This is a genomic window from Sulfitobacter sp. OXR-159 (assembly GCF_034377145.1).
GTDB lineage: Bacteria > Pseudomonadota > Alphaproteobacteria > Rhodobacterales > Rhodobacteraceae > Sulfitobacter.
The window spans coordinates 889,742-909,793 of the sequence record NZ_CP139707.1; the positions used below are offsets into that span (position 1 = coordinate 889,742).

Consider the following 20,052-nt stretch of genomic DNA (forward strand, 5'->3'; position numbering starts at 1 on the left):
CGGCCCGGGCACCACCTCGATTTTCGGATTCATCAGAAACCGGAAATTTGATGAGGTCAGCCATGAGCGACCAGAATGACAAAGTCGAAACTGACGCGGCAACCCGCGCCGATGTGGTTGCCGCATCGCTGGCGATGCTTGTCCGTGCTCTCTACGAAGCGGGCGTGTCCCAGCCGGTTGCAATGAATTGCCTGCGCAATGCACCCGATATGATCGAAGCGGCCCTGACACGGGGCGCGGGCGCGCTGATTGTCTATCGTCTCAATCCGGATGCGCCACGCGGCATTGTGAGCGACCGGCAAGTGCGGCTTGAGGCTTTCACTGCCGAGGCCCGCGCGAAGAATGCGCCGCTGTTTGGATTGAACCCGCATCGGGTTGCCCGGCTCGCCGCTGCAGTGCGTGCAGATAGTTGCCCGGAACCGCACGCCACCCCTACAAAATATTAAGATAAGGATGCTTAGAATGAAGGATGTCCAAGAAGGCATGGAGCTGACCCGTGCTGCATTTGATTTGGTGGTGAAACCGGGCGACCCGGAAAGTCGCTCGGTGACCCTCTCTTTCTCTTCAGAGAAACCCTATCTGCGGGACGATGGCTGGGAAATCCTCGGCCATAGACAAGGCGAGGTGTTGTTGACCCGATTGGTTTCGGGAACTGCGCCATTGCTGAAAGACCACAAGCGTGATCTTGATTCCATGATCGGGTGCGTGGAAACGGCCAAAGTAATCGGTGGGCGCGGGCAAGCGGTGGTACGCTTTGACCGGTCTGCCGAGGGCGAAAAGATGCTGGCCCGAGTAAAGGCCGGTGAGGTCAAATGCGTTTCGGTTGGCTACCGGGTGCATGATTTTCAACGCTCTGGCGAGCGTGATGGCCTACCGATCACGAGGGCGACCCGCTGGGAACCCTTTGAAATTTCACTTGTTGCCGTACCCGCTGACGAAACCGTTGGTATCGGGCGTTCTGCGGGCAGCGACAAGCGAGCCAATCCCAAAAAAACGGTACATAAAATGACCCATGCAAATACGAATCTTGCCAACTCGGGCGGCAACAACACCGCGGTGATCAACGAACGCAGTCGCATCGCGGAAATCCAAGCGATAGGCCGCCAGTTTGAGATGCAGGATGCGGAAGTCTCTGACGCTATCGAAAATGGCACCTCGGTTGACCGCTTTCGCAGCCTTGTGATGGACCAGATCGGCAGCCGCGATGGTGCGACCGAGTCCATTGTGACCACCCCAGCGATCAAACGCAGCGGAGAACGCCCGTACTCGCTCACACGCGCCCTGAATGCCCATTTGACCCGTGACTGGTCTGAGGCGGGTTTTGAGCGCGAGGTGGGGCAGGAAGTAACCCGTCAGATGGGCAAATCCCCCAACGGCCTCTATGTTCCCGAAGTTGCGCTGGCTGAGCGTGATCTGTTGACCACTTCAAACGCCGCATCACTGATCGGCACCCAGCAGGCCGGTGATGCCTTTATTGACGCTCTGCGCCCCGAAACGCAGGTGATGGAGCTCGGCGCCACCGTGTTGCCCGGCTTGCGACAGAACGTATCGGTGCCGCGTATGCCAGCCGGTACGAGCGCGCAGTGGATCGCCGAGGACTCAGAAGCGCTCGAATCCACCCCTGACTTTGATGCCATCACCTTGGGGATGCGCCAGTTAAGCGCGCACACTCGCATGAGCCGCCGGCAACTCAAGCAATCGGTCCCCGGGCTGGACGCCATTTTGCAGAATGACTTACGCCGCCAAATCGCTGTTGCGGTTGACCTTGCGGCGATCAACGGTGCTGGGACAGCCATTGAGCCGCGCGGCATTCTCAACATGCCTGGCATTGGGTCCGTCGAGATTGGCCCAGACGGTGGTACGCCTAAATTCCCGTTCATCACACGGCTAATGTCAGAGGTGCAGGGGGCAAATATCGCAGGAAACGCCTATGGCTACCTAACTAACTACAAGGTGAAAGGTCGTCTGCTCTCGCTGGCCATGGCTGATGGGGCGCAGCAGATGATCCTAACAATGGATCAGCACGGCCCGATGATCGCCGGTTACCGGGCTGCGTTCTCCGGTTTGATTCCTGCTAATGGCACGAAGGGCGCGGGCACCGATCTGTCTACAATGATTTTTGGCAACTGGTCTGATCTACTGATCGGCCAGTGGGGCGGTATCGACATTATTGTTGATGAAATGACCGAGGCCCCCAAGGGAAACGTGCGGATCGTAGCGCATAGCGAATGGGATATCGCGGTGCGCCATCCCGAGGCCTTCGCTGCCGTTACCGACATCGTGACGGAATAGGACAGCAAGGCGCGCAGCAAAACCGCTGCGCGCCAGTCGCTTTGCACACCCCAGAAAGATCAAATAAGTAGGCTGTCCGAATGCATGTACGGAATGCCGATATCGGCCCGTAGCGGACATAGCCCCAAGATAAAAGTGCTGCGATGCGGCCCGTCGAAGTGGCCATTTGCTAGGAATGAAACTATCAAAGTTGAGTGGGCTAACAATCTACCGACAAAGCAGCAGTTCGTTGCAGCCGGGTCAAAGGCCGTATTCCATTTGTCAGTTAGCTTACTTCAGTGAGTCCTGAAAAATGAAAGCGCGCCCCCGTTGCTTGGGAATTCGCCAAACAATGGCTGCTCTATCAGACTTCAAATTTCGCATGTATCGTTGATATTCTGATGTCGCAAAATCAAAACAAGATTCAAAGGTATTGAAGCCGCCTTTCCATGAGGAAACCTCTACACAGAAATTCAGTGCCTGATCGAAGTAATCGTGAGCACTTTCAACTAGGTATTTTGTGTGGTTGGGGCTATCCCCTGCATGAACAATGCCATTACGGCATCTGTAGATACGATAAAACTGCCAAGTAACAAGACGTTCATGTTGCTCTAAGCGCGCTCGTGCTTTTTCAGGGTCGCGCAACAATTCAACGATAGATGTGATGCGGTACCGCAGAAGCTCAAAATCACGGCACTTAGTCAGAAGATCTCTTAAATCAGCGTCATTCTCTTCTTCACGCAAAAGCTGCATGAACTTCTCATACAACGGTAGGGAATTATCGATTTTTGACTTCTTAAGGATGGCTGAAAAACAATACCTATCCCAACGCAATAGATCTGTTAGAAGCGTTATTGTAAGGCGCTTGTAGGTAAGCGGTGCGCTGGTCACACGGGTTTGGCGTAATTCCAAGGCAGCAGTTCGTTGATGTCGGTTTGTTTGTGTCCTTGGGCGATAGCTGTCAGGACACCTGACAGATAGCCGTGGGGCTCGATCCCATTGAGTTTGCAGGTCTCGATCAGGGAGGCGATGACGGCCCAGTTTTGCGCCCCGGCATCGTGTCCGGCGAAGAGCGCATTTTTGCGGTTGAGGGCTATGGGACGGATGGTGCGCTCGACTGGATTGTTGTCGAGTTCGATGCGGCCATCGGTGAGGAACAGGCACAGCCCGTCCCAGTATTTGGCGATGTATTTCAGGGCTTCTCCAGTCGGAGATTTGCTTGAGACGCGGGCGCGGCTTTGTGCGAGCCAAAGCTCGAAGGCATCGATGATGGGTCTTGAGCGTTTCTGTCGTGCAGCGCTGCGTTGGTCGGCAGACAGGCCGCGCAGGTCTTTTTCGATGCGGTAGAGTGCCTGGATTTGGTTCAGACCTTCCTGCGCGATTGGTGCCGCTCCGGATTGGGTAACATCATGCAGTTTGCGGCGGGCATGGGCCCAGCAATAGGCCAGCGTCACATCCTGCGTCGGACGTTTCAGCAAGCGGTTATAGCCTGCGTAGCCGTCCACCTGCAGGGTGCCGCTAAAGCCGTTCAAAATATTATCTGCGTGCTGGCCGGATCGTCCCGGGGCATATGTGAAGGCCACACCGGGAGGATCATCACCACTCCATGGCTTGTCATTGCGGGCAAGCGCCCAAAAGTATCCTGTTTTTGTGCGTTTGCGCCCGGGTGCCAGAACCGGCGCGGGCGTTTCATCCATAAAGAGCTTGGTGGAGCGTTTCAGGTCGTCCATGAGCGCATTATAAACCGGGGTCAATTCGAACGCCGATTTGCCAACCCACGCCGCCAAGGTCGAGCGATCCAGATCTATCCCCTGACGGCTGTAAATCTGTGCTTGCCGGTAAAGAGGCAGGTGATCCGCGTATTTGGAGACGAGCACATGCGCCAGCGTGGCCTCGGTCGGCATGCCACCTGCGATAATGTGGGCCGGTGCGGGCACTTGGGTGACCCCACCCTCACAGGACCGGCAGGCGTATTTGGGCCGCCGGGTGACAATCACCCGGAACTGCGCCGGAATGATGTCCAAGCGTTCGCTGACATCTTCGCCAATGACATGACGTTCAGTTCCACACGCGCATGACAACTCTGGCTCAATGACAACCTCCACCCGTTCCAGATGTTTGGGCAGTGATCCGCGATTAGTTTGGCGAGGCTTTGGGGGCCGCACAGGCGCGGTGCGCGCGTCGGCGTCGATCTCGGCTTCCACCTGCGCGATGGCCGTCTCGATATCTTCGAGTTCCAGCTCATATTGGGCCGGATCGATCTTCTCGGACTTGGCCCCGAAGAGCGCCTTTTTGAAGGAAGCGACCAAGGCTTCCAGCCGCGCATTCTGATCCTGCTGCGCACGGATGATCGCCTTCAATTCGGCAATGTCATCAGGCAATTCGTCAGGTGCAGTCATGACCGATACCATAGCAAAACAAGGGCCGAATGACCCGTGCAAACGTGCCAGTGAGTCACTCCGCCGCAGCTGGGGCTGCCACCTCCAGAGGCCGCACGCGCCGCCAGTCCAAACCCGCAAACAGCGCCTCAAACTGGGCCGGTTCCAGCCGCATCACCCCGTTCTTGATCGCAGGCCATGTAAAGCTGTTATCCTCCAGCCGCTTGTACGCCATCACAAGCCCGCTGCCGTCCCAATAAAGCAACTTCAGCCGATCCGCCCGCTTAGACCGAAACACATAGACCGACCCATCAAAAGGCTTCTGACGCAGTTGGCTCTGAACCAGAGCAGCCAACCCATCGTGGCCCTTGCGGAAGTCCACCGGATCACTGGCGACAAAAATCCGCACCTTGTGGGACGGCGTGATCACGTGACCAAAGCCCGGGCGATCTCAGCGATCCGTGTCGCAGTCGCAGTCGCCGCCGCATCACGACGAACGGTGACATCGCCTTTGATCACATCAATCGTGCCGGAGGATGTCGCCGCCAGAGGCTGGGCCTCGGGCGCAGGCGCTTCAATCTCGACCGGCACAAAATCCATGCCATCCAGGTTTGGCAGAACCAGCTTGCCCTGGCGCGCCAACCGCCGCCAATCCGACACGGTGCTGGGGATCAGTTCGTATCGCTTCGCCACCGCCTTGACCGTCTCGCCTTCAATCAATGTCTCAGCAACAATCCGAGCTTTCAGTAAGCGGCGGCTACGCGGCACTTGAGATCAGCTTGACGGCTGGAAATTCCACGGAAGCAGGTCGTCGATGCGATTGGCCGGATGGCCTGCTGCAATCGCTTCAAGCGTCGCTTTGAGATATGCGAACGGTTCGACATCATTGACCTTCGCCGTGGCAATGAGAGATGCGGTGCGGCCCCAGGCGTGGCCACCTTCGTCGTGACCGGCAAAAAGCGCATTCTTTCGCGTCAATGCAATTGGGCGGATCAGGTTCTCGACTGCATTGGAGTCGATCTCGACCCGGCCGTCGTGCAGGAAGGTCTGCAGCCCGCTCCATTGCCGATGGATATAGGTCAACTTCTCGCCGAGACGGGACTTCGAGGAAATCCGGCGCCGTTGGCTCTGAAGCCACTCGCCGAACTCTGCAACCAATGGCGCCGTGCGGGTCTGACGTGCCGAGAGGCGCTGACCGGGACCCATCCCACGGTTCTCGCCTTCAATGCGGTAGAACTCTGCGATCCGACGCAGCCCTTCTGCGGCGATCTCTGAGCCGTCTCGATCAAAGACCTCTTTCAACTTGCGCCGCGCGTGTGCCCAACAATACGCGATGCTGATCGGCGCGCCGCCTTTGCGCGACGGGCGCGTCAGTCGGTTGTAGCCAGCATAGCCGTCCAGTTGCAGAGTGCCGTCAAAGCCCTGCAATATCTGCTCTGCATTCTGCCCTGCACGACCCGGGGCATAGGTGAAGACAACGCCTGGCGGATCATCTCCACCCCATCCTCGGTCATCGCGCGCCAGTGCCCAAAGGTATCCTGTCTTCGTGCGGCCTCGACCCGGGTCCAGAACGGGGACCGTTGTCTCATCCATAAATAGCTTGCCGGACTTTTTTAGATGCTCAGCCAAGCGGTCCACGACAGGGCTCAGATGGAAAGCCGCTGTGCCCACCCAATCGGCCAAAGTGCTGCGGTGGATATCGATGCCGGAGCGGGCAAGGATTTGGCTTTGACGATACAACGGCAAGTGGTCTGAGAATTTGCTGACAAGCACATGTGCGATGGCGCCCTCAGTCGGCAACCCGCCTTCGATCAGATGCGCAGGAGCCGGGGCCTGCGTGATACCTTCAGCGCAGGAACGGCAAGCATATTTGGGGCGAACGGTGACGATGACACGCAGCTGCGCTGGAATGATATCCAGCCGCTCGGTGCGGTCTTCGCCTATACGGTGCATCTCGCCACACCCGCAGGGGCAGTTCAAACTCTGAGGCTCGACCACCCGCTCAACCCGCGGGAGGCCTGCGGGAAGATTGCCACGATTGCGCCGGGCAGCTTTGCGAGGCCCTGCCTCTGAGGGCGCCCGCTCAGCTTGCTGAGTCTCAACTTCAGCGACGGCAACTTCAAGGTCTTCAAAAGCCAGCTGCCGTTCATCCTCGCTTAACTTCTCCGAGCGCTTGCCATGTGTGGCGTTCTTGAGCTCGGCAATGAGGTGCTCCAGACGCTTAACCAAAACTTCCAGCTCAGATGTTTTGGTTTGTAGCCCGGTCGTCTCTTGCTTCAGCGATTTGTTCTCGCGCAGCACCGCCAAGACAGCTTCACGCTGGCTCACGGGGATGGCAGATATATCGATGGGCGGCAGGTCGGACATGCCCGGAGTATAGCTTGATTTACGCCCAAATGGGCAGGCCTTTTGCGCCCCCGAGTCACTCTGCCGCAGCCGGTCTGCGGGGTTCTAAAGAGCGCACCCGGCGCCAGTCCAGCCCTGCAAAAAGCGCCTCGAATTGGGGGCGGTTCAAGGTGATCACGCCATCTCGAATGGCGGGCCAAATGAAGTTGTTCTCCTCAAGTCGCTTGTAGGTCATCACGAGCCCGCTGCCGTCCCAGAACAGAATCTTCATCCTGTCGGCCCGTTTGGCGCGGAATACAAAGACTGTTCCGGTAAAGGGGTCTTGGGCCAATGCCGACTGCACCATCGAAGCCAATCCATCGTGTCCTTTACGGAAGTCCACCGGCCGCGTCGCAACCAATATCCGAACGCCTTGCGATGGCATCAGCATGAAGAAGCTTCAAGCGCATGGGCGATCTCTGCAATCCGGGAGGCAGATGTCTGCAGCGGCAGCTCGATGGCGATCTCTCCAAAGATCAATCTGATCGCCTCATTCGGAACAGTCAGAGCTTCTGTGGGCTCTTCCGGCCCAGCAGAAACCACCAGTGGAGCGAAGAGCGGCTCAGCGGCCTCCGGCGCCGGCAGCAACAGCTTTCCTTGTTTGGCCAGACGACGCCACGCCGATAGCTGGTTCGGAAGGATGCCATATCGCTCAGCGACAGCGTTCACCGTTGCACCGACCTCAAGCGTCTCCGCCACCGCCTGTGCCTTTGCACTATCCGACCAGCGGCGGTGGCCGGACGCATAAATCTCAACGCCAAGCGATCTGAGAAACGAATTTGTAGCGCACATTGCGAAACGCACTCCCCGTCATAAGATGCGTTCGTTCTCGCAGCGCGGATCACACCCTACAACGTGACCCCGGGCCACCGCTTACGCTTGTAGTATCCCAAAGCCAAAATGGGAGAAACCCTCTTCACAGCATTCGAAATTTTTGAAGCTGTCTGCTCGGAAGGCACCAGTGTTTCGATACATGTCCATAAATTCACGATCTGAATATCATTGCTTGTGGATGACAAGCTAACCCCATGCATATTCACAATATTCGCGAACTTTCGCGCATCCGGTCCAATGTCCAAGCTTAGCTCTTCATGACACCGTTTCGCGGCGCTGATTGCCTTTAGTGCTTTCATATCCCTTATAAAATGCATGTGATTATTGAACGCTGGCACTGTGCGTATATCTTCGGCACAGCAACTTTGTTCAGTGACTGCAGTGCTAGCAATATTAACTTCGAGCTTGTGATGAAATAGTTTCTGAAAACTAATTGCTTCAGTAATTCTCTTTGTGGCCATTGTTGCGGCTGCGTTGGCATCCGGCGCGGAAACATGGCAAATTAGCAATTCACCGTCGCTAATATTTTTATAACATTCAAGGGCTTCCACGAAGGTCTTATCGTCCTCATCAAAGTCATCTTTTATGTGAGGATAGGGCAAGATACCATTACTTCTTAGAACGTCAAAACTAACATCATTGATCGATTTTGAAGCAGTGATTCCTACGCGAAACTTGTGCGAGTGGGGATAAACCACCTTGCAAAAACCTCGAAAAGAAGTCGTGTCCCTTATTTCAGTTTCACCATAGAACGCTTTGATTAGGGCATCGTTGATGTGGTCTCTAGATACGCCCAGATACTGCAACAGAGAAGCAAACTCCCTAGCCAAAAGCTCTAGTTGAGACTTTTTGGGTTTTTCCTGATCATGACTAATTACTAGATGCGTTATCTCCCCTAAATATGTCTCTGGGTCCATTTCTGACCTAAATACTTTTAGCTTTCTGATGGTTGCCGTGATATTACCTTCCAAATTCCCAGAAAGCACGCTATCGATGTCAAAATTGAAAACCTTTTTTGCTACGAAGTTGCCTTTAAGGCGAAGTCCCAACTCATCCAGAACATGCTTCACGGCACCGAAATTACCAGATACGATGTGCGGATCATTCAGTAACTCAAGAGCTTCATCAACAAGTGTTATAATACCAGTTGTAGATGCTTTGTAGCTATCAAGACTGTATGGGAACGTGAGTTCATCCAAACGTTGAACGAAAAAAAGTAGGCCCTTCGTTTGAGCTAAGTTTGTCCAGTTGGTAAGTTTGCGATAAAGCATAAATTTGTTTACTCAGGTTTAAGTTGATCATTATGACCATCTATCCTCTTTATCGTAGTGTGAAGGCCTAATTGCGAAATTTCTGAATGGATCGAAAAGAACTTCCACATGTTTGGTAACTATCAGCGTCAAGTGAACTGGTATCTGAGGATTATGCCTTTCATCGTAAGAGTTTAGAGGAAGGCGTTATGTCACTGATGAGTCATCGGTCATCTAGGCCAGATTGAATGGCCGCTATAGCGTCTACAAATCTTGCTATGAGCTCTTGCAGCAAAGGTCCGGGATCCGCCCCTTCCGTTGAAGAAACTGGCTCGTTTGCAATAGGTTCACTGTTTGTTAAATATTGAGGATATGTCTATATTCCAATGACCTATCTGTGATTTGTTGCCGCCAAAACTTGCTGCCGCTCGCAGCGTTTACGAACCCATTAACCCTTGTCCCTTAGAAAATACCCAAGCGCATTCCTTTTTAATTCTGATGGAGCTAGTCATGGGTATGACCGACACAGTTTTCTTTCCCTCTGATGTGGCGCTGGCCGCGATGGGCAACACGTCCAAGCGGTGGCAATCGCATCTTGAGCAAGGAAAAATTTACATAGAATCCGGGTTTCAGGCCCACGAGGCAAGTGGCCCGGGCCGGGGACGTAAGCGTCAAATTTCGCTAGAGGCCGTGGTTCAAGGGGCGATAGCTTTGGCGCTTGTGGATGCCGGAACCAAGGTAGAGGTAGCCTATCGCATTGGTGCCGACTTCGCATATTCTAGCAGGATCAATGGCCCCCGGCTAATCGATGCAGGTGCGCCGCTGGAACCTGCACAGGATCGCTTCGCTTGCAAGTTGTTCGGGCAGGGGCAAACTCTTTTGGTTTATGCCGTGGGCGCGGGTTACGACGAAGATGGTGCGCTTGCTATCGTATCCGACGCAGACCCGGCAGTCGCTGGCGTGGATGGGTTCAGGCAAGCGGCTATGCTGATTGATTGCGTCAACGGTGCAGATGGCTCCCCCCGCGTGGTGATGAACCTCACTTTGCTTTGCGCACAGATCGCCAAATCCCTCGATATCGATTTTCAAAGAGCTTTCGGATGGGTGAGCGCATGAAAGCCGATCAAACCACTATGCAAATATCGCTCATCTCATCTGACGATCTCGCCGCGAGAATGGGTTATTCCGGTACGACTTCTGCCTTTCGTGATTGGTGCGCCAGCATGAGGATTGCGCCGGTGCCCGGGCGGCGCGGGTTTTTCGACCCCGCGCTTGTTCGTCGCCGACTGAATGAGGCACAGGGGCTATCCGAGTCTATTGATGGTTCGGCGAATGGCTTTATCATGGCAAGGCGGGCGCGTAATGCCGCGCGGTAACCTCCCCCCAGAAGTTCACCGGGTCAAGGCAAAGCTGGTCGATGGCACTGTGTGCTATTACTTTTCGCTTCGCGGTCGCAAAGGCACAGGCTTTTGGAAGGATGCACGCCCATTTCCTAAGTCCCCCAATTTTTTCACAGCGTATTCAGCCACAATGGCGAGAGCATCGCCCAAGCCAAATACGTTAATGGGCACCTCTAAAAATTGCCCCAACCCCGGTGCTGCGTTATCTTTGATGGGACGAACCGGCACAGGGGAGACGGCAATGACGCAGATGGGTTTCTTTGATCTTTCCGACCGCTATGCGAGCCTTGACGCGAAGAAGGACCCATTGGTTGAGATCGATGCGGTCGTGCCGTGGGAGGAGTTTCGTTCTATTTTGGATGAGGTTTGGCGCAAGCCTGATGCGGAGCGCAAGTCGCGCGCAGGCCGCAAGCCGATGGACACTGTGCTGATGTTCAAGACGCTGGTGCTGAGCGCACTCTACAACCTGTCGGACGATCAGATCGAATATCAGGTCCGTGACCGGCTGTCCTTTATGAGGTTTCTGGGACTTAGCCTTGCGGACCGGGTGCCGGATGCAAAGACGGTGTGGCTGTATCGCGATGCGCTGGCGCAGGCGGGCAAGGTGGAAGAGCTGTTTCGTCAATTTGACGGGTATTTGGCGCGGCAGGGGTATATCGCTCGGGGTGGGCAAATTCTTGATGCCTCTATTGTGGCGGTGCCGCGCAATCACAACACGCGCGACGAGAACGCGTCAATCAAGAAGGGCGAGAACCCCGAGCATTGGGAAAACAAGCCCGCCAAGCGCAGCCAGAAGGACGTGGACGCGCGCTGGACGAAAAAGCACGGCAAGAGCCATTACGGCTACAAGAACCATGTGAACGTCGACCGAAAGCACAAGCTGGTCCGGCGCTATCACGTCAGCGATGCCGCGCTGCATGACAGTCAAGCGGTGGATCACCTGCTGATGCGAGGCAATACCGGCTCCGGTGTGTGGGCGGATGCGGCCTATCGGTCCGAGGAGACGGAGGCGAAATTGCGCGCGCGGAAGCTGAAAAGTCACATCCACCGTAAGGGGAAACGCGGCAAACCTCTCACAGATCAGGCCAAGGGCAGCAATCGGACCAAATCCACCGTTCGGGTCCGGGTGGAACATGTATTCGGCGCACAGACCAACGACATGGGTGGCACCCTTGTGCGTAGCATTGGTCTGGTGCGAGCCAAGGCTAGGATCGGGATGAAGAACCTCGCATATAACATGCGACGCCTCGTTCAACTGCGCCGCATCAACCCGTGTCCGGCGTGAATACCGGGCGATCCAAGAACCGATCACGCGTCAAAGCATGACAAACAAGGCTTGAAGGCCGCAATACAGCGGTTGCGAGGCTCTGCCAATTGCCAGACGAAAGCCACGATCCTGCTTCAGGCCGCCCGCGCCGCCAAACTACCAAAAATTGTTCAAAAATCGAGGTGCCCTAATGACAGAAGCCGTTGTTGACGCCTATATCTCATCGGCTGAATTTCTCTCCCTAAAGCCGCGCACGCAGTCGGACTACCGCCGATGGGCCATGAGGTTCGCTGTCGAATTTGAGTCTGACCCTGTGGCGATGTTTGAGGACGCGGCCTCTCGTGCCGAGGTCAACCAATGGCGATCGAAGTGGAACTACTCGCCAAAGCAATACGACTACGCTGGAACAGTGGTGACGCGCATTCTCAATTGGGCGCGGGAACAAGGCAAGATAGCAGAGCATCATTGCAGCTTCGCAAAGGTATATCGCTCTGATCGCTCAGACGTAGTCTGGACCCCGGTTCAGGTGGAAGCCGTGCGGGAGCGCGCGCCCGAATGGGTTGGCCGTATTTTGGTCACCGCTTGCGAAACCGGAATGCGCCCCGGTGATTTGGTCAGGCTCTCCAAGGCTCACATTGAATCTACGCCCGGGGGCCGTCGTATTCGCATTAAAACAAATAAGCGCGGTAAATCTGCATTCGTTCCGGTCAGTCAAGCAATGGCCGAAATCATAGATGCCACCCCGAATGACAGGTTGCTTATCCTAGCGAATGCCAGCGGTGGTCCTTTGACTGAACACCGGGCCTCTGAGGGTGTGCGCCAGTGGCGCAACAAGGCTGGTCTGACGCCAAACCGGCTCGGCTATGACTTGCGGCTCTATGACGCCAGAGGCACCGCTGCAACGCGATTGCTGCGCGCTGGTCTGTCCTTGGCACAGATAGCCGGTTGCATGGGTTGGTCCTTGCGCACGGCAGCCGCCATGATCGAGCGATATGCACAAGTATCACCGGACGAAACCGACGCGGTTCTGACCCTTTTAAACACAGCCAAGGAGGGCAGAACATGAACGAAAATGTAAAATGGCCTGTAAAATGCTCGCAGCAGACGCGAGAGAATGAGGCTAAGTCATTGGTTTTAAATGGAGGCGAGTACCGGAATCGAACCGGTGTACACGGATTTGCAATCCGCTGCGTAACCACTCCGCCAACTCGCCGACCGGTGGTTGGCGCACTGCTAACGGATCACGAGGAAGGCCGCAAGACCCATATGCGTGTGAAAATGCGGTCAGGGCGTTGCCGCTGGCCCGGCAATGTGGCACATCACTCTTCAGACACCCTGAACGAATGAGTTTAGCTGATGAGTGATTTCGCCGCCCGCCGCGTAACCATGGTAGATACGCAGGTCCGCCCTTCGGATGTGACCAAGTTTCCAATCATCGACGCGATGTTGACCGTGCAGCGCGAAGACTTCGTGCCCGCCGCGCAGCGCGAGGCCGCCTATCTGGGCGAGAACCTTGATCTGGGGCAGGATCGCGTGCTGCTTGATCCGCGGACATTGGCCAAAATGCTCGATCACCTTGACATCACGAACGACGAGCTGGTGCTCGATATCGGCTGCGCCATGGGCTACTCCAGCGCCGTGATCGCCCATATGGCCGAGGCCGTCGTCGCCGTCGAAGAAGATGAGGCGATGGCCGCCGAGGCGCAGGAGGCGCTTGCGCAGGCCGGAGCGGACAATGTGATCGTGCATGTCGCCCCGCTGACCGAAGGCGCGCCGCAGCATGGTCCCTATGACGTTGTGATCATTCAAGGGGCGGTGGGCGACGTGCCCGAAGCCCTGTTGGAGCAGGTGAAAGAGGGTGGGCGTATTGCTTGTCTCTTTATGGATCGGGGTCTGGGCGAAGTGCGCGTGGGCTATAAACGCGGTGGCCAGGTGTCCTGGCGGCCCGAATTTAACGCCGGTGCGCCGGTACTGCGTGGCTTTGAACGTCATGCAGAATTCCAGCTGTAAGCGAAAGATGGCGCGCCGATCCGTATCGCGCGCCGCGACGCTTTCAGGGTAGGGGCACCCGTCCCGATCGGCCTATGGGCCGGTCTAAAAGGTCTAAAAAAGCCATTCAGGGGCATTGAGCCATGAGCGCAAATAGTTTCACGAAAACCTTTAAACGTTTTGCCATCGCGGTGCCGGTGAGCCTTGTTTTGGCGAGCGGCGCTGCCCTGCCGCGGCAGGCCTCGGCGGAAACATTGGCCGACGCGCTGGTGGGGGCCTATGAGCATTCAGGTCTGCTTAACCAGAACCGCGCGCTCCTGCGCGCCGCCGATGAGGATGTGGCCACGGCGAAGTCGACGCTGAAACCTGTGCTACAGTGGGCGGCGGGGCTTACACAAAGCTTCGGCACCACGCGCAGCTCTTCGCTGCTGCCGGCGCAGTCGACGGAAAGTCTCAAGGCGTCGATCAGCTTGATCGGTGAGCTGTTGCTCTATGATTTCGGCGCGAGCGCCTATCGGGTGGAGGCCGCGAAAGAAACCGTGCTGGCCACCCGTCAGGCCTTGGTGAACCTAGAGCAGCAGGTGCTTCTGCGCGCGGTTGCGGCCTATATGGGCGTGATCGAAGCCTCGGAAACGGTCGAGTTGCGCAACAACAACTTGCGGCTGCTGACCCAAGAACTGCGCGCCGCGCGGGATCGTTTCGACGTGGGCGAGGTTACCCGCACCGATGTGGCCTTGGCCGAAGCGCAGCTTGCCGATGCCCGCAGCGGGCTGGCCGGGGCCGAAGGCACGCTGCTGCGTGCGGTCGAGGAATATCGCAACGCGGTGGGCCGTGCGCCGGGCAACCTCAGCCAACCGCCGAGCCTGCCGAATATCGGCGGTGATCTCGCGTCGGCCAAGGCCTTGGCCGTGCGCACCCACCCGTCGATCATCGCCGCACAGCATCAGGTGGCGGCTGCCGATCTTGGCGTCGAAGCCAACGAGGCGGCCATGGCCCCTCGGATTACGCTGAACGGCCAATATGGCCTGAACGAGACCTTCGACAGTGAGGCCTATACCCGCAGCGGCAGCGTCGGGGTGCAGGTTGGGCAGACCATCTATCAGGGCGGGGCGTTGTCCTCGGCCGTGCGCAGTTCGATGGCGCAGCGTGACGCACAGCGTGCGAACCTGCATGTGGTGCGCCAAGACGTCGAGCAGGAAGTGGGCAATGCCTATGCGGCTCTGGCCTCGGCACGGGCGCAGTTGGAAGCCTCCGACCGGCAGATCCGAGCGGCGCGTATCGCTTTCCGCGGCATCCGCGAAGAAGCCACCCTCGGCGCGCGCACCACATTGGATGTGCTGGATGCCGAACAATCGCTGCTGGATGCGGAATCGACCCGCGTGTCGGCCCGCGCCAACCTCTATGTGGCGGCCTATTCCGTGCTGGCGGCCACGGGCCGTCTGACCGCGCAGGACTTAAAGCTGCCGGTGCAGATCTATGACGCGGGGGGCTATTACAACCTTGTTAAGGACGCCCCTGCTAAATACTCCAAAGAGGGCCAAGCGCTGGATCGCGTGCTGCGCGCGTTGCAAAAAGACTGACATTCCGCACGGTCGTTTGGCATTTTGCACCGCCCCATTGTGAGAATCCTCCCGCGCGGTTAAGCTATCCGCGAGGCAAGAGTGGTAGAGAAATATGTCCGAACCCGTCACAAATGCGGAGGTGGAAGACGTGCTGTCGTCGATTCGCCGATTGGTGTCTGAAGACAAGCGTCCCCTGCAAACGTCCAGCCCTGCGTCGGTGCCCAGCCCCGTTGAGGCGCCCGGTCCTGTAACCGACGCCGAGGCTCAGGCTGCTGCCCCCCAGCAGCAGGACGAGGGGGCAGAGTTCAAAAGCATGCGCTCGACCGCGGCGGATAAGATCACGTCGGAGGACTTCACCCCGAATCTGTCGCTGCGTGCCACCACTGCCAGCCCAGCACGCCCTGATTCCGATGATGAGACCAGCGAGCTGCCCAAGACCACGCCGCAGCCGCTGAGCCTTACCCAAGCCATGCAGACCGAAGAGGATGACAGTGCCGACGAGACAGAGCGTCCCTTCGTTTCCGGCCGCCATCCTGCCACCCCCCCAGCCGACAAAACGCTAAGCGCGTCGAGCGACCGTTTGGTGCTGACCCCGGCGCTCAGGGTGGCCACCTCGGACGGCAAAGACCGCCCGCAGCCCGCCGCCGTTGACCCCGCCAAGGTCTCGCCTTTGGACTATGACATGCTGCATGACGATCCCAGTGATCTGCATGCCGAAGACTACGGCACCCCCGCTTCAGAGCCCGTTTCAGACGCCGCGGCGGAGGTTGAGGCCAAGGCCCGGACCGTCTCCGAGGCGGTGGCCAAGGCCACGGGCGCAAACCGCAGTGACAAGCTGGCCGCGTTGGAGACAGCCATCGGCAAGATCTCTGACGATTGGGACCCCGACGCCCCCGGCGACAACGACTATTCCGGTACAGAGCCCCCGGCGATGGAGTGGAAAGACGATGCGGAGCTAGAGGCGCCAGAGGCACCGATCGCCGACACGGCAACGGTAGAGGCCGAAAAACCGGCCCCGCACCGCCCGCAGCCCTCGACACCGCAGGTCGAAGAACAGGTGCGCCGTTTTGCCGATAGCGGCCCGCGTGTCGCCGATCCGGCGGCGACCGCACCGGAATTCGGCTATACCGTCTCTGCGCAAGACGAAGGCGTGGCGGGCGATGACCAGTTCCTTGACGAAGAGGCGCTGCGCGATCTGGTGACAGAGATCGTCCGCGCCGAGTTGCAAGGCGCTTTGGGCGAACGGATCACCCGCAATGTGCGCAAACTGGTGCGCCGCGAGATCCACCGCGCCCTCACGGCACAAGACCTCGAATAGGCCAAGGGGCGGCACCTGCTGGCCATCCCCTGACAAGATGACGCTGCGCGACCCGCCGCGCGCGGCCTTGCGCGATATGCGCCGCCGTTTACATTAAGGCCAACAGGGCGGAAGGATCACCGATGGAATTGACGGTTAACGGCACGGTCCACGAAGTGGACGTGGAAGACGACATGCCGCTCCTGTGGGTCTTGCGCGACGAGTTGGGAATCACCGGGCCGAAATACGGCTGCGGCATTGCGCAATGCGGTGCTTGCACCGTGCACGTCGACGGGCTGGCCGTGCGGTCTTGCCAATTGCGGGCGGCGGATGTGAATGGCAATGTCACCACCATCGAAGGCTTGGGCACGCCGGAAGCGCTGCATGTGGTGCAGGCGGCATGGGTCGAGCATCAAGTGGCGCAATGCGGCTACTGCCAATCGGGGCAAATCATGCAAGCAGCCTCGTTGCTTGAGTTGAACCCCGAGCCGACGGACGATCAGATCGACGCCGCGATGAGCGGCAACCTCTGCCGCTGCGGCACCTATCCGCGCATCCGCGCTGCGGTCCACAGCGCCGCCGCGCGTTTGCGGGGGGCCTGAATATGTCGCGCCTGCGCATCATCACCCGCCGTAGTTTTATCGTCGGCTCTGCGGCTATTGCCGGGGGCGTCGCCTTTGGCACCTATCTTTATAAACGTGACCTGAAAAACCCGCTGCTTGACGGGCTGGCCCCCGGCGCGGCGGCGATCACACCCTACGTCAAAATCGACGCAAGCGGTGTCACCTTGATCACCCCGCGCGCCGATGTGGGGCAGGGGGCATATTCTATCCAAGCTCATATGATCGCTGAAGAATTGGACGTCGATCTTGATGCGGTTCAGATCACGCCCGGCCCTCCTTCGCCGGTCTATTACAATGGCGTGGTCGGGGTTGAAGCGATGCCGATTGCCGCGACCTCAGAGACGCTGCTCGCACGGACCGGGCGCGGGGCGTCGGATGTGGCGGGGAAACTGCTGGGCCTGCAACTGACCGGCGGCAGTTCTACCGTGCCGGATATGTATGACCGCTTGCGCATGGCCGGGGCTGTGGCACGTGAAACGCTGCTGGCCGCCGCGGTGGCGCAGACAGGTCTGGAGCGGAGCCAGCTTAAGACCGAAGCGGGCGCCGTGGTGCTGCCCGATGGGATGCGCTTGGCCTATCAAGACCTCGCCGCCGCAGCAGCAGAGATTGATCCGGTGACCGAGGTCGTGCTGCGCGATCCCAGCGACTGGCGGCATTTGGGCAAGGCGCAAATGCGCACCGATATCGTGCCGAAATCCACCGGCACCCAGACCTATGGCATCGACATGGCGATGGAAGGGATGCTCCACGCCACGACCCGCACCAACCCGGCGCAGGGCGGAAAGATCATGGGATTTGATGCGGGCCACGCCGAAAAGATGCGCGGTGTGAAGGCGGTGTTGCCGATCACCGGCGGCGTCGCGGTGGTTGCAGACAATACATGGCGGGCCTTTCAAGCCGCGCAGGCGGTGGAATGCGATTGGGGGCCGTCGCCCTATACCGGCGATACGGCGGAGCAGTTCAGAGCGGTCGCGGCCTCCTTTACCGAAGACCGCCAAGACAGCCGGTTCCGCGATGACGGCGACATGTCCGCCGCCCTTTCCGACGGCGATGTGCTGGAGGCCGAGTACCGCATTCCCTACCTCGCCCACGCCCCGCTGGAGCCGATGAGCGTCGTGGTGAAGCTTGAGAAGGGCCGCGTCGACATTTGGACCGGCACGCAGATTCCGCGTTTCATGCAGGCCAATGTCGCCGCGCTGACCGGGATCGACGCCGAGAACGTGCATATCCATGTGCTGATGTCGGGCGGCAGTTTCGGGCGGCGGCTGGAGGATGACTATACTCTGCGTGCCGTCGAAGTGGCGCAGCAGATGCCGGGCACACCGATCAAGATGGTCTGGTCGCGCGAAGAGGATTTCACCCATGACTTCCCCCGCCCGCTGGCCATGGCGCGGGCGCGTGGCAAAGTCACAGACGGGCAGATCGCGGCCTATGATCTGGCCATCGCCGCACCCTCGACGGCGGAATCGCAGATGGCGCGGCTGAACCAGCCGGTTTTCGGCCCCGACATCGCCATCGTGGCGGGGGCGTGGGATCAGCCGTTTGCGATCCCCGACTACCGTGTCACCGGCCACCGGGTGCCCGCGATGGTGCCGGTGAGTTCGTGGCGCTCGGTCGGGGCGTCGGGCAACGGCTTCCTGCACGAGAGCTTCATGGATGAGATGTGCCATGCGGCGGGTGTCGATCCTTTGGAGGAAAGGTTGCGGCTATGCACCCATGCGCCATCGCGCGGGGTGTTGGAGGCCGTGGGCGAGATGGCGGACTGGGGCGCAGACCTTGGGCCGGGGCGGGGCCGGGGGCTGGCATTTTGCCTGTCCTTCGGCGTGCCGGTGGCCGAGGTGGTCGAGGTCAGCCAGACCGATGCGGGCCTCAAGATCGACCGCGTTTTCGTTGCCGCCGAAGTGGGCCACGTATTGGACCCGGTGAACTTTGAGGCGCAGCTTTCCGGGGCGGTGATCTGGGGTTTGGGCCATGCGATGAACTGCGAGCTTACCTATCGCGACGGGGTGCCACAGCAGGACAACTATCACCTCTACGAAGGGCTGCGGCTGTATCAGACGCCGAAGATCAAGGTGCGCGGGCTAGAGAATGGCGGCAAACTGCGCGGCATCGGTGAGCCGGGCGTGCCGCCCGCCGCCCCGGCGCTGGCCAATGCGATCTTTGCCGCCACGGGTCAGCGTATCCGTGAACTCCCCCTCTCCAAATCCGTGGATTTCGCATGAAATACCTCTCCATCTGTGCCGCGCTGATGCTGGCCGCCCCTGCAACCGCGCAGGACGATCCCAATCGCGTCGAGGGGCTGGCGGCTTGGGACCGGATCTTTACCGTCACCTCGCACCCGCGCTGCACCAACTGCCATGTAGGCGAAGAGGATCAGCCGATGTGGCAGGCATTGGGCTATGGGCCGGACGCGGTGCACGGCATGAACGTGCGCGCGGGCGAGAGCCGGATCGGAGCCGAAAGCATTCCCTGCGACGCCTGTCACGTCACCTCTGCCGCCGCCAATACCGTGCCCCACGCCCCGCCGCATATCGACGATGCATGGCGGCTGCCTCCGGTGGAATTGGCGTGGCTCGGCAAGACCTCGGCAGAGGTCTGCATCCAGTTGCGCGACCCTGAAACCAACGACGGGCATGATATCGCCTCACTGGTCGACCACCTGCAAAACTCGGCCTTTGTGAACTGGGGTTTCGCCCCCGGTGCGGGGCGGTCGGTGCCCGAAGGATCGCTTGATGCGCTGGTGCATGATGTGACGGTCTGGGGCGCTGCGGGCACCCCCTGCGAAGGGGATTGAGG

20 protein-coding genes and 1 tRNA gene are annotated in these 20,052 nt (G+C 58.6%); 12 read left to right on the forward strand and 9 right to left on the reverse strand.

Going from position 1 to position 20,052, the window contains the following annotated elements:
* Nucleotides 1-62: 62 nt before the first annotated feature.
* Nucleotides 63-446, forward strand: a complete 384-nt coding sequence (locus tag T8A63_RS04390; protein WP_322345080.1) for a hypothetical protein — start codon at nt 63-65, stop codon at nt 444-446.
* A complete protein-coding gene (locus tag T8A63_RS04395; protein WP_322345081.1) occupies nt 376-2,292 on the forward strand; it encodes a phage major capsid protein in 1,917 nt (638 codons plus the stop codon). The genes T8A63_RS04390 and T8A63_RS04395 overlap by 71 nt, the downstream gene beginning before the upstream one ends.
* Nucleotides 2,293-2,562: 270 nt before the next feature.
* On the opposite strand, the gene T8A63_RS04400 is transcribed toward T8A63_RS04395, so the two are convergent.
* The 8 genes from T8A63_RS04400 to T8A63_RS04435 all read right to left on the reverse strand — a co-directional run bounded on the left by T8A63_RS04400 (nt 2,563) and on the right by T8A63_RS04435 (nt 9,139).
* Nucleotides 2,563-3,024 (reverse strand): hypothetical protein, encoded by a 462-nt coding sequence (locus T8A63_RS04400; RefSeq protein WP_322345082.1) that lies wholly within the window; start codon nt 3,022-3,024, stop codon nt 2,563-2,565.
* Nucleotides 3,025-3,158: 134 nt separating this feature from the next.
* On the reverse strand, nt 3,159-4,670 hold the full coding sequence (gene tnpC / locus T8A63_RS04405) for an IS66 family transposase (protein ID WP_069301426.1): 1,512 nt from the start codon (nt 4,668-4,670) through the stop codon (nt 3,159-3,161).
* A gap of 55 nt (nt 4,671-4,725) precedes the next feature.
* A complete protein-coding gene (tnpB, locus tag T8A63_RS04410; protein ID WP_067625283.1) occupies nt 4,726-5,079 on the reverse strand; it encodes an IS66 family insertion sequence element accessory protein TnpB in 354 nt (117 codons plus the stop codon).
* Nucleotides 5,076-5,417, reverse strand: a complete 342-nt coding sequence (locus T8A63_RS04415) for a transposase (protein ID WP_322345083.1) — start codon at nt 5,415-5,417, stop codon at nt 5,076-5,078. Before T8A63_RS04415 ends, tnpB (T8A63_RS04410) begins: the two co-directional genes overlap by 4 nt.
* A 6-nt stretch (nt 5,418-5,423) precedes the next feature.
* Nucleotides 5,424-7,016 carry an IS66 family transposase gene (tnpC, locus tag T8A63_RS04420; protein ID WP_322345084.1) on the reverse strand — a complete coding sequence of 531 codons (1,593 nt, stop codon included), beginning with the start codon at nt 7,014-7,016 and terminating at the stop codon, nt 5,424-5,426.
* A 55-nt stretch (nt 7,017-7,071) separates the two neighbouring features.
* On the reverse strand, nt 7,072-7,425 hold the full coding sequence (gene tnpB, locus T8A63_RS04425; protein ID WP_322345085.1) for an IS66 family insertion sequence element accessory protein TnpB: 354 nt from the start codon (nt 7,423-7,425) through the stop codon (nt 7,072-7,074).
* Nucleotides 7,419-7,826, reverse strand: a complete 408-nt coding sequence (locus tag T8A63_RS04430; protein ID WP_322345086.1) for a transposase — start codon at nt 7,824-7,826, stop codon at nt 7,419-7,421. The genes tnpB (T8A63_RS04425) and T8A63_RS04430 overlap by 7 nt, the downstream gene beginning before the upstream one ends.
* 56 nt (nt 7,827-7,882) lie before the next feature.
* The gene (locus tag T8A63_RS04435; protein ID WP_322345087.1) at nt 7,883-9,139 is read right to left on the reverse strand and encodes a hypothetical protein; all 1,257 of its coding nucleotides are present in this window, start codon (nt 9,137-9,139) and stop codon (nt 7,883-7,885) included.
* Between the two features lie 489 nt (nt 9,140-9,628).
* On the opposite strand from T8A63_RS04435, the gene T8A63_RS04440 reads away from it, so the two are divergent.
* The 4 genes from T8A63_RS04440 to T8A63_RS04455 all read left to right on the forward strand — a co-directional run bounded on the left by T8A63_RS04440 (nt 9,629) and on the right by T8A63_RS04455 (nt 12,851).
* Nucleotides 9,629-10,234 carry a hypothetical protein gene (locus tag T8A63_RS04440; RefSeq protein WP_322345088.1) on the forward strand — a complete coding sequence of 202 codons (606 nt, stop codon included), beginning with the start codon at nt 9,629-9,631 and terminating at the stop codon, nt 10,232-10,234.
* Nucleotides 10,219-10,494: a hypothetical protein gene (locus T8A63_RS04445; protein WP_322345089.1), complete on the forward strand. Its 276-nt coding sequence runs from the start codon at nt 10,219-10,221 to the stop codon at nt 10,492-10,494. The genes T8A63_RS04440 and T8A63_RS04445 overlap by 16 nt, the downstream gene beginning before the upstream one ends.
* A gap of 265 nt (nt 10,495-10,759) precedes the next feature.
* Nucleotides 10,760-11,803, forward strand: coding sequence for an IS5 family transposase (locus tag T8A63_RS04450; RefSeq protein ID WP_174857890.1), 1,044 nt, complete (start codon nt 10,760-10,762; stop codon nt 11,801-11,803).
* Between the two features lie 172 nt (nt 11,804-11,975).
* Nucleotides 11,976-12,851, forward strand: a complete 876-nt coding sequence (locus tag T8A63_RS04455) for a tyrosine-type recombinase/integrase (RefSeq protein ID WP_322345090.1) — start codon at nt 11,976-11,978, stop codon at nt 12,849-12,851.
* A gap of 73 nt (nt 12,852-12,924) precedes the next feature.
* Here T8A63_RS04455 and T8A63_RS04460 read toward each other — a convergent pair.
* Nucleotides 12,925-12,998 (reverse strand) — tRNA-Cys (locus T8A63_RS04460).
* A gap of 143 nt (nt 12,999-13,141) precedes the next feature.
* Here T8A63_RS04460 and T8A63_RS04465 point away from each other — a divergent pair.
* The 6 genes from T8A63_RS04465 (at nt 13,142) to T8A63_RS04490 (ending at nt 20,050) form a co-directional block, all read left to right on the forward strand.
* Nucleotides 13,142-13,795: a protein-L-isoaspartate O-methyltransferase family protein gene (locus T8A63_RS04465; RefSeq protein ID WP_322345091.1), complete on the forward strand. Its 654-nt coding sequence runs from the start codon at nt 13,142-13,144 to the stop codon at nt 13,793-13,795.
* Between the two features lie 122 nt (nt 13,796-13,917).
* A complete protein-coding gene (locus T8A63_RS04470) occupies nt 13,918-15,354 on the forward strand; it encodes a TolC family outer membrane protein (protein ID WP_322345092.1) in 1,437 nt (478 codons plus the stop codon).
* A 94-nt stretch (nt 15,355-15,448) separates the two neighbouring features.
* On the forward strand, nt 15,449-16,654 hold the full coding sequence (locus tag T8A63_RS04475) for a hypothetical protein (RefSeq protein ID WP_322345093.1): 1,206 nt from the start codon (nt 15,449-15,451) through the stop codon (nt 16,652-16,654).
* A gap of 122 nt (nt 16,655-16,776) precedes the next feature.
* On the forward strand, nt 16,777-17,235 hold the full coding sequence (locus T8A63_RS04480; RefSeq protein ID WP_322345094.1) for a (2Fe-2S)-binding protein: 459 nt from the start codon (nt 16,777-16,779) through the stop codon (nt 17,233-17,235).
* Nucleotides 17,236-17,237: 2 nt separating this feature from the next.
* The gene (locus T8A63_RS04485; protein WP_322345095.1) at nt 17,238-19,478 is read left to right on the forward strand and encodes a xanthine dehydrogenase family protein molybdopterin-binding subunit; all 2,241 of its coding nucleotides are present in this window, start codon (nt 17,238-17,240) and stop codon (nt 19,476-19,478) included.
* Complete coding sequence (locus T8A63_RS04490) at nt 19,475-20,050, forward strand: hypothetical protein (RefSeq protein ID WP_322345096.1); 576 nt, start codon at nt 19,475-19,477, stop codon at nt 20,048-20,050. The genes T8A63_RS04485 and T8A63_RS04490 overlap by 4 nt, the downstream gene beginning before the upstream one ends.
* Nucleotides 20,051-20,052: the final 2 nt, after the last annotated feature.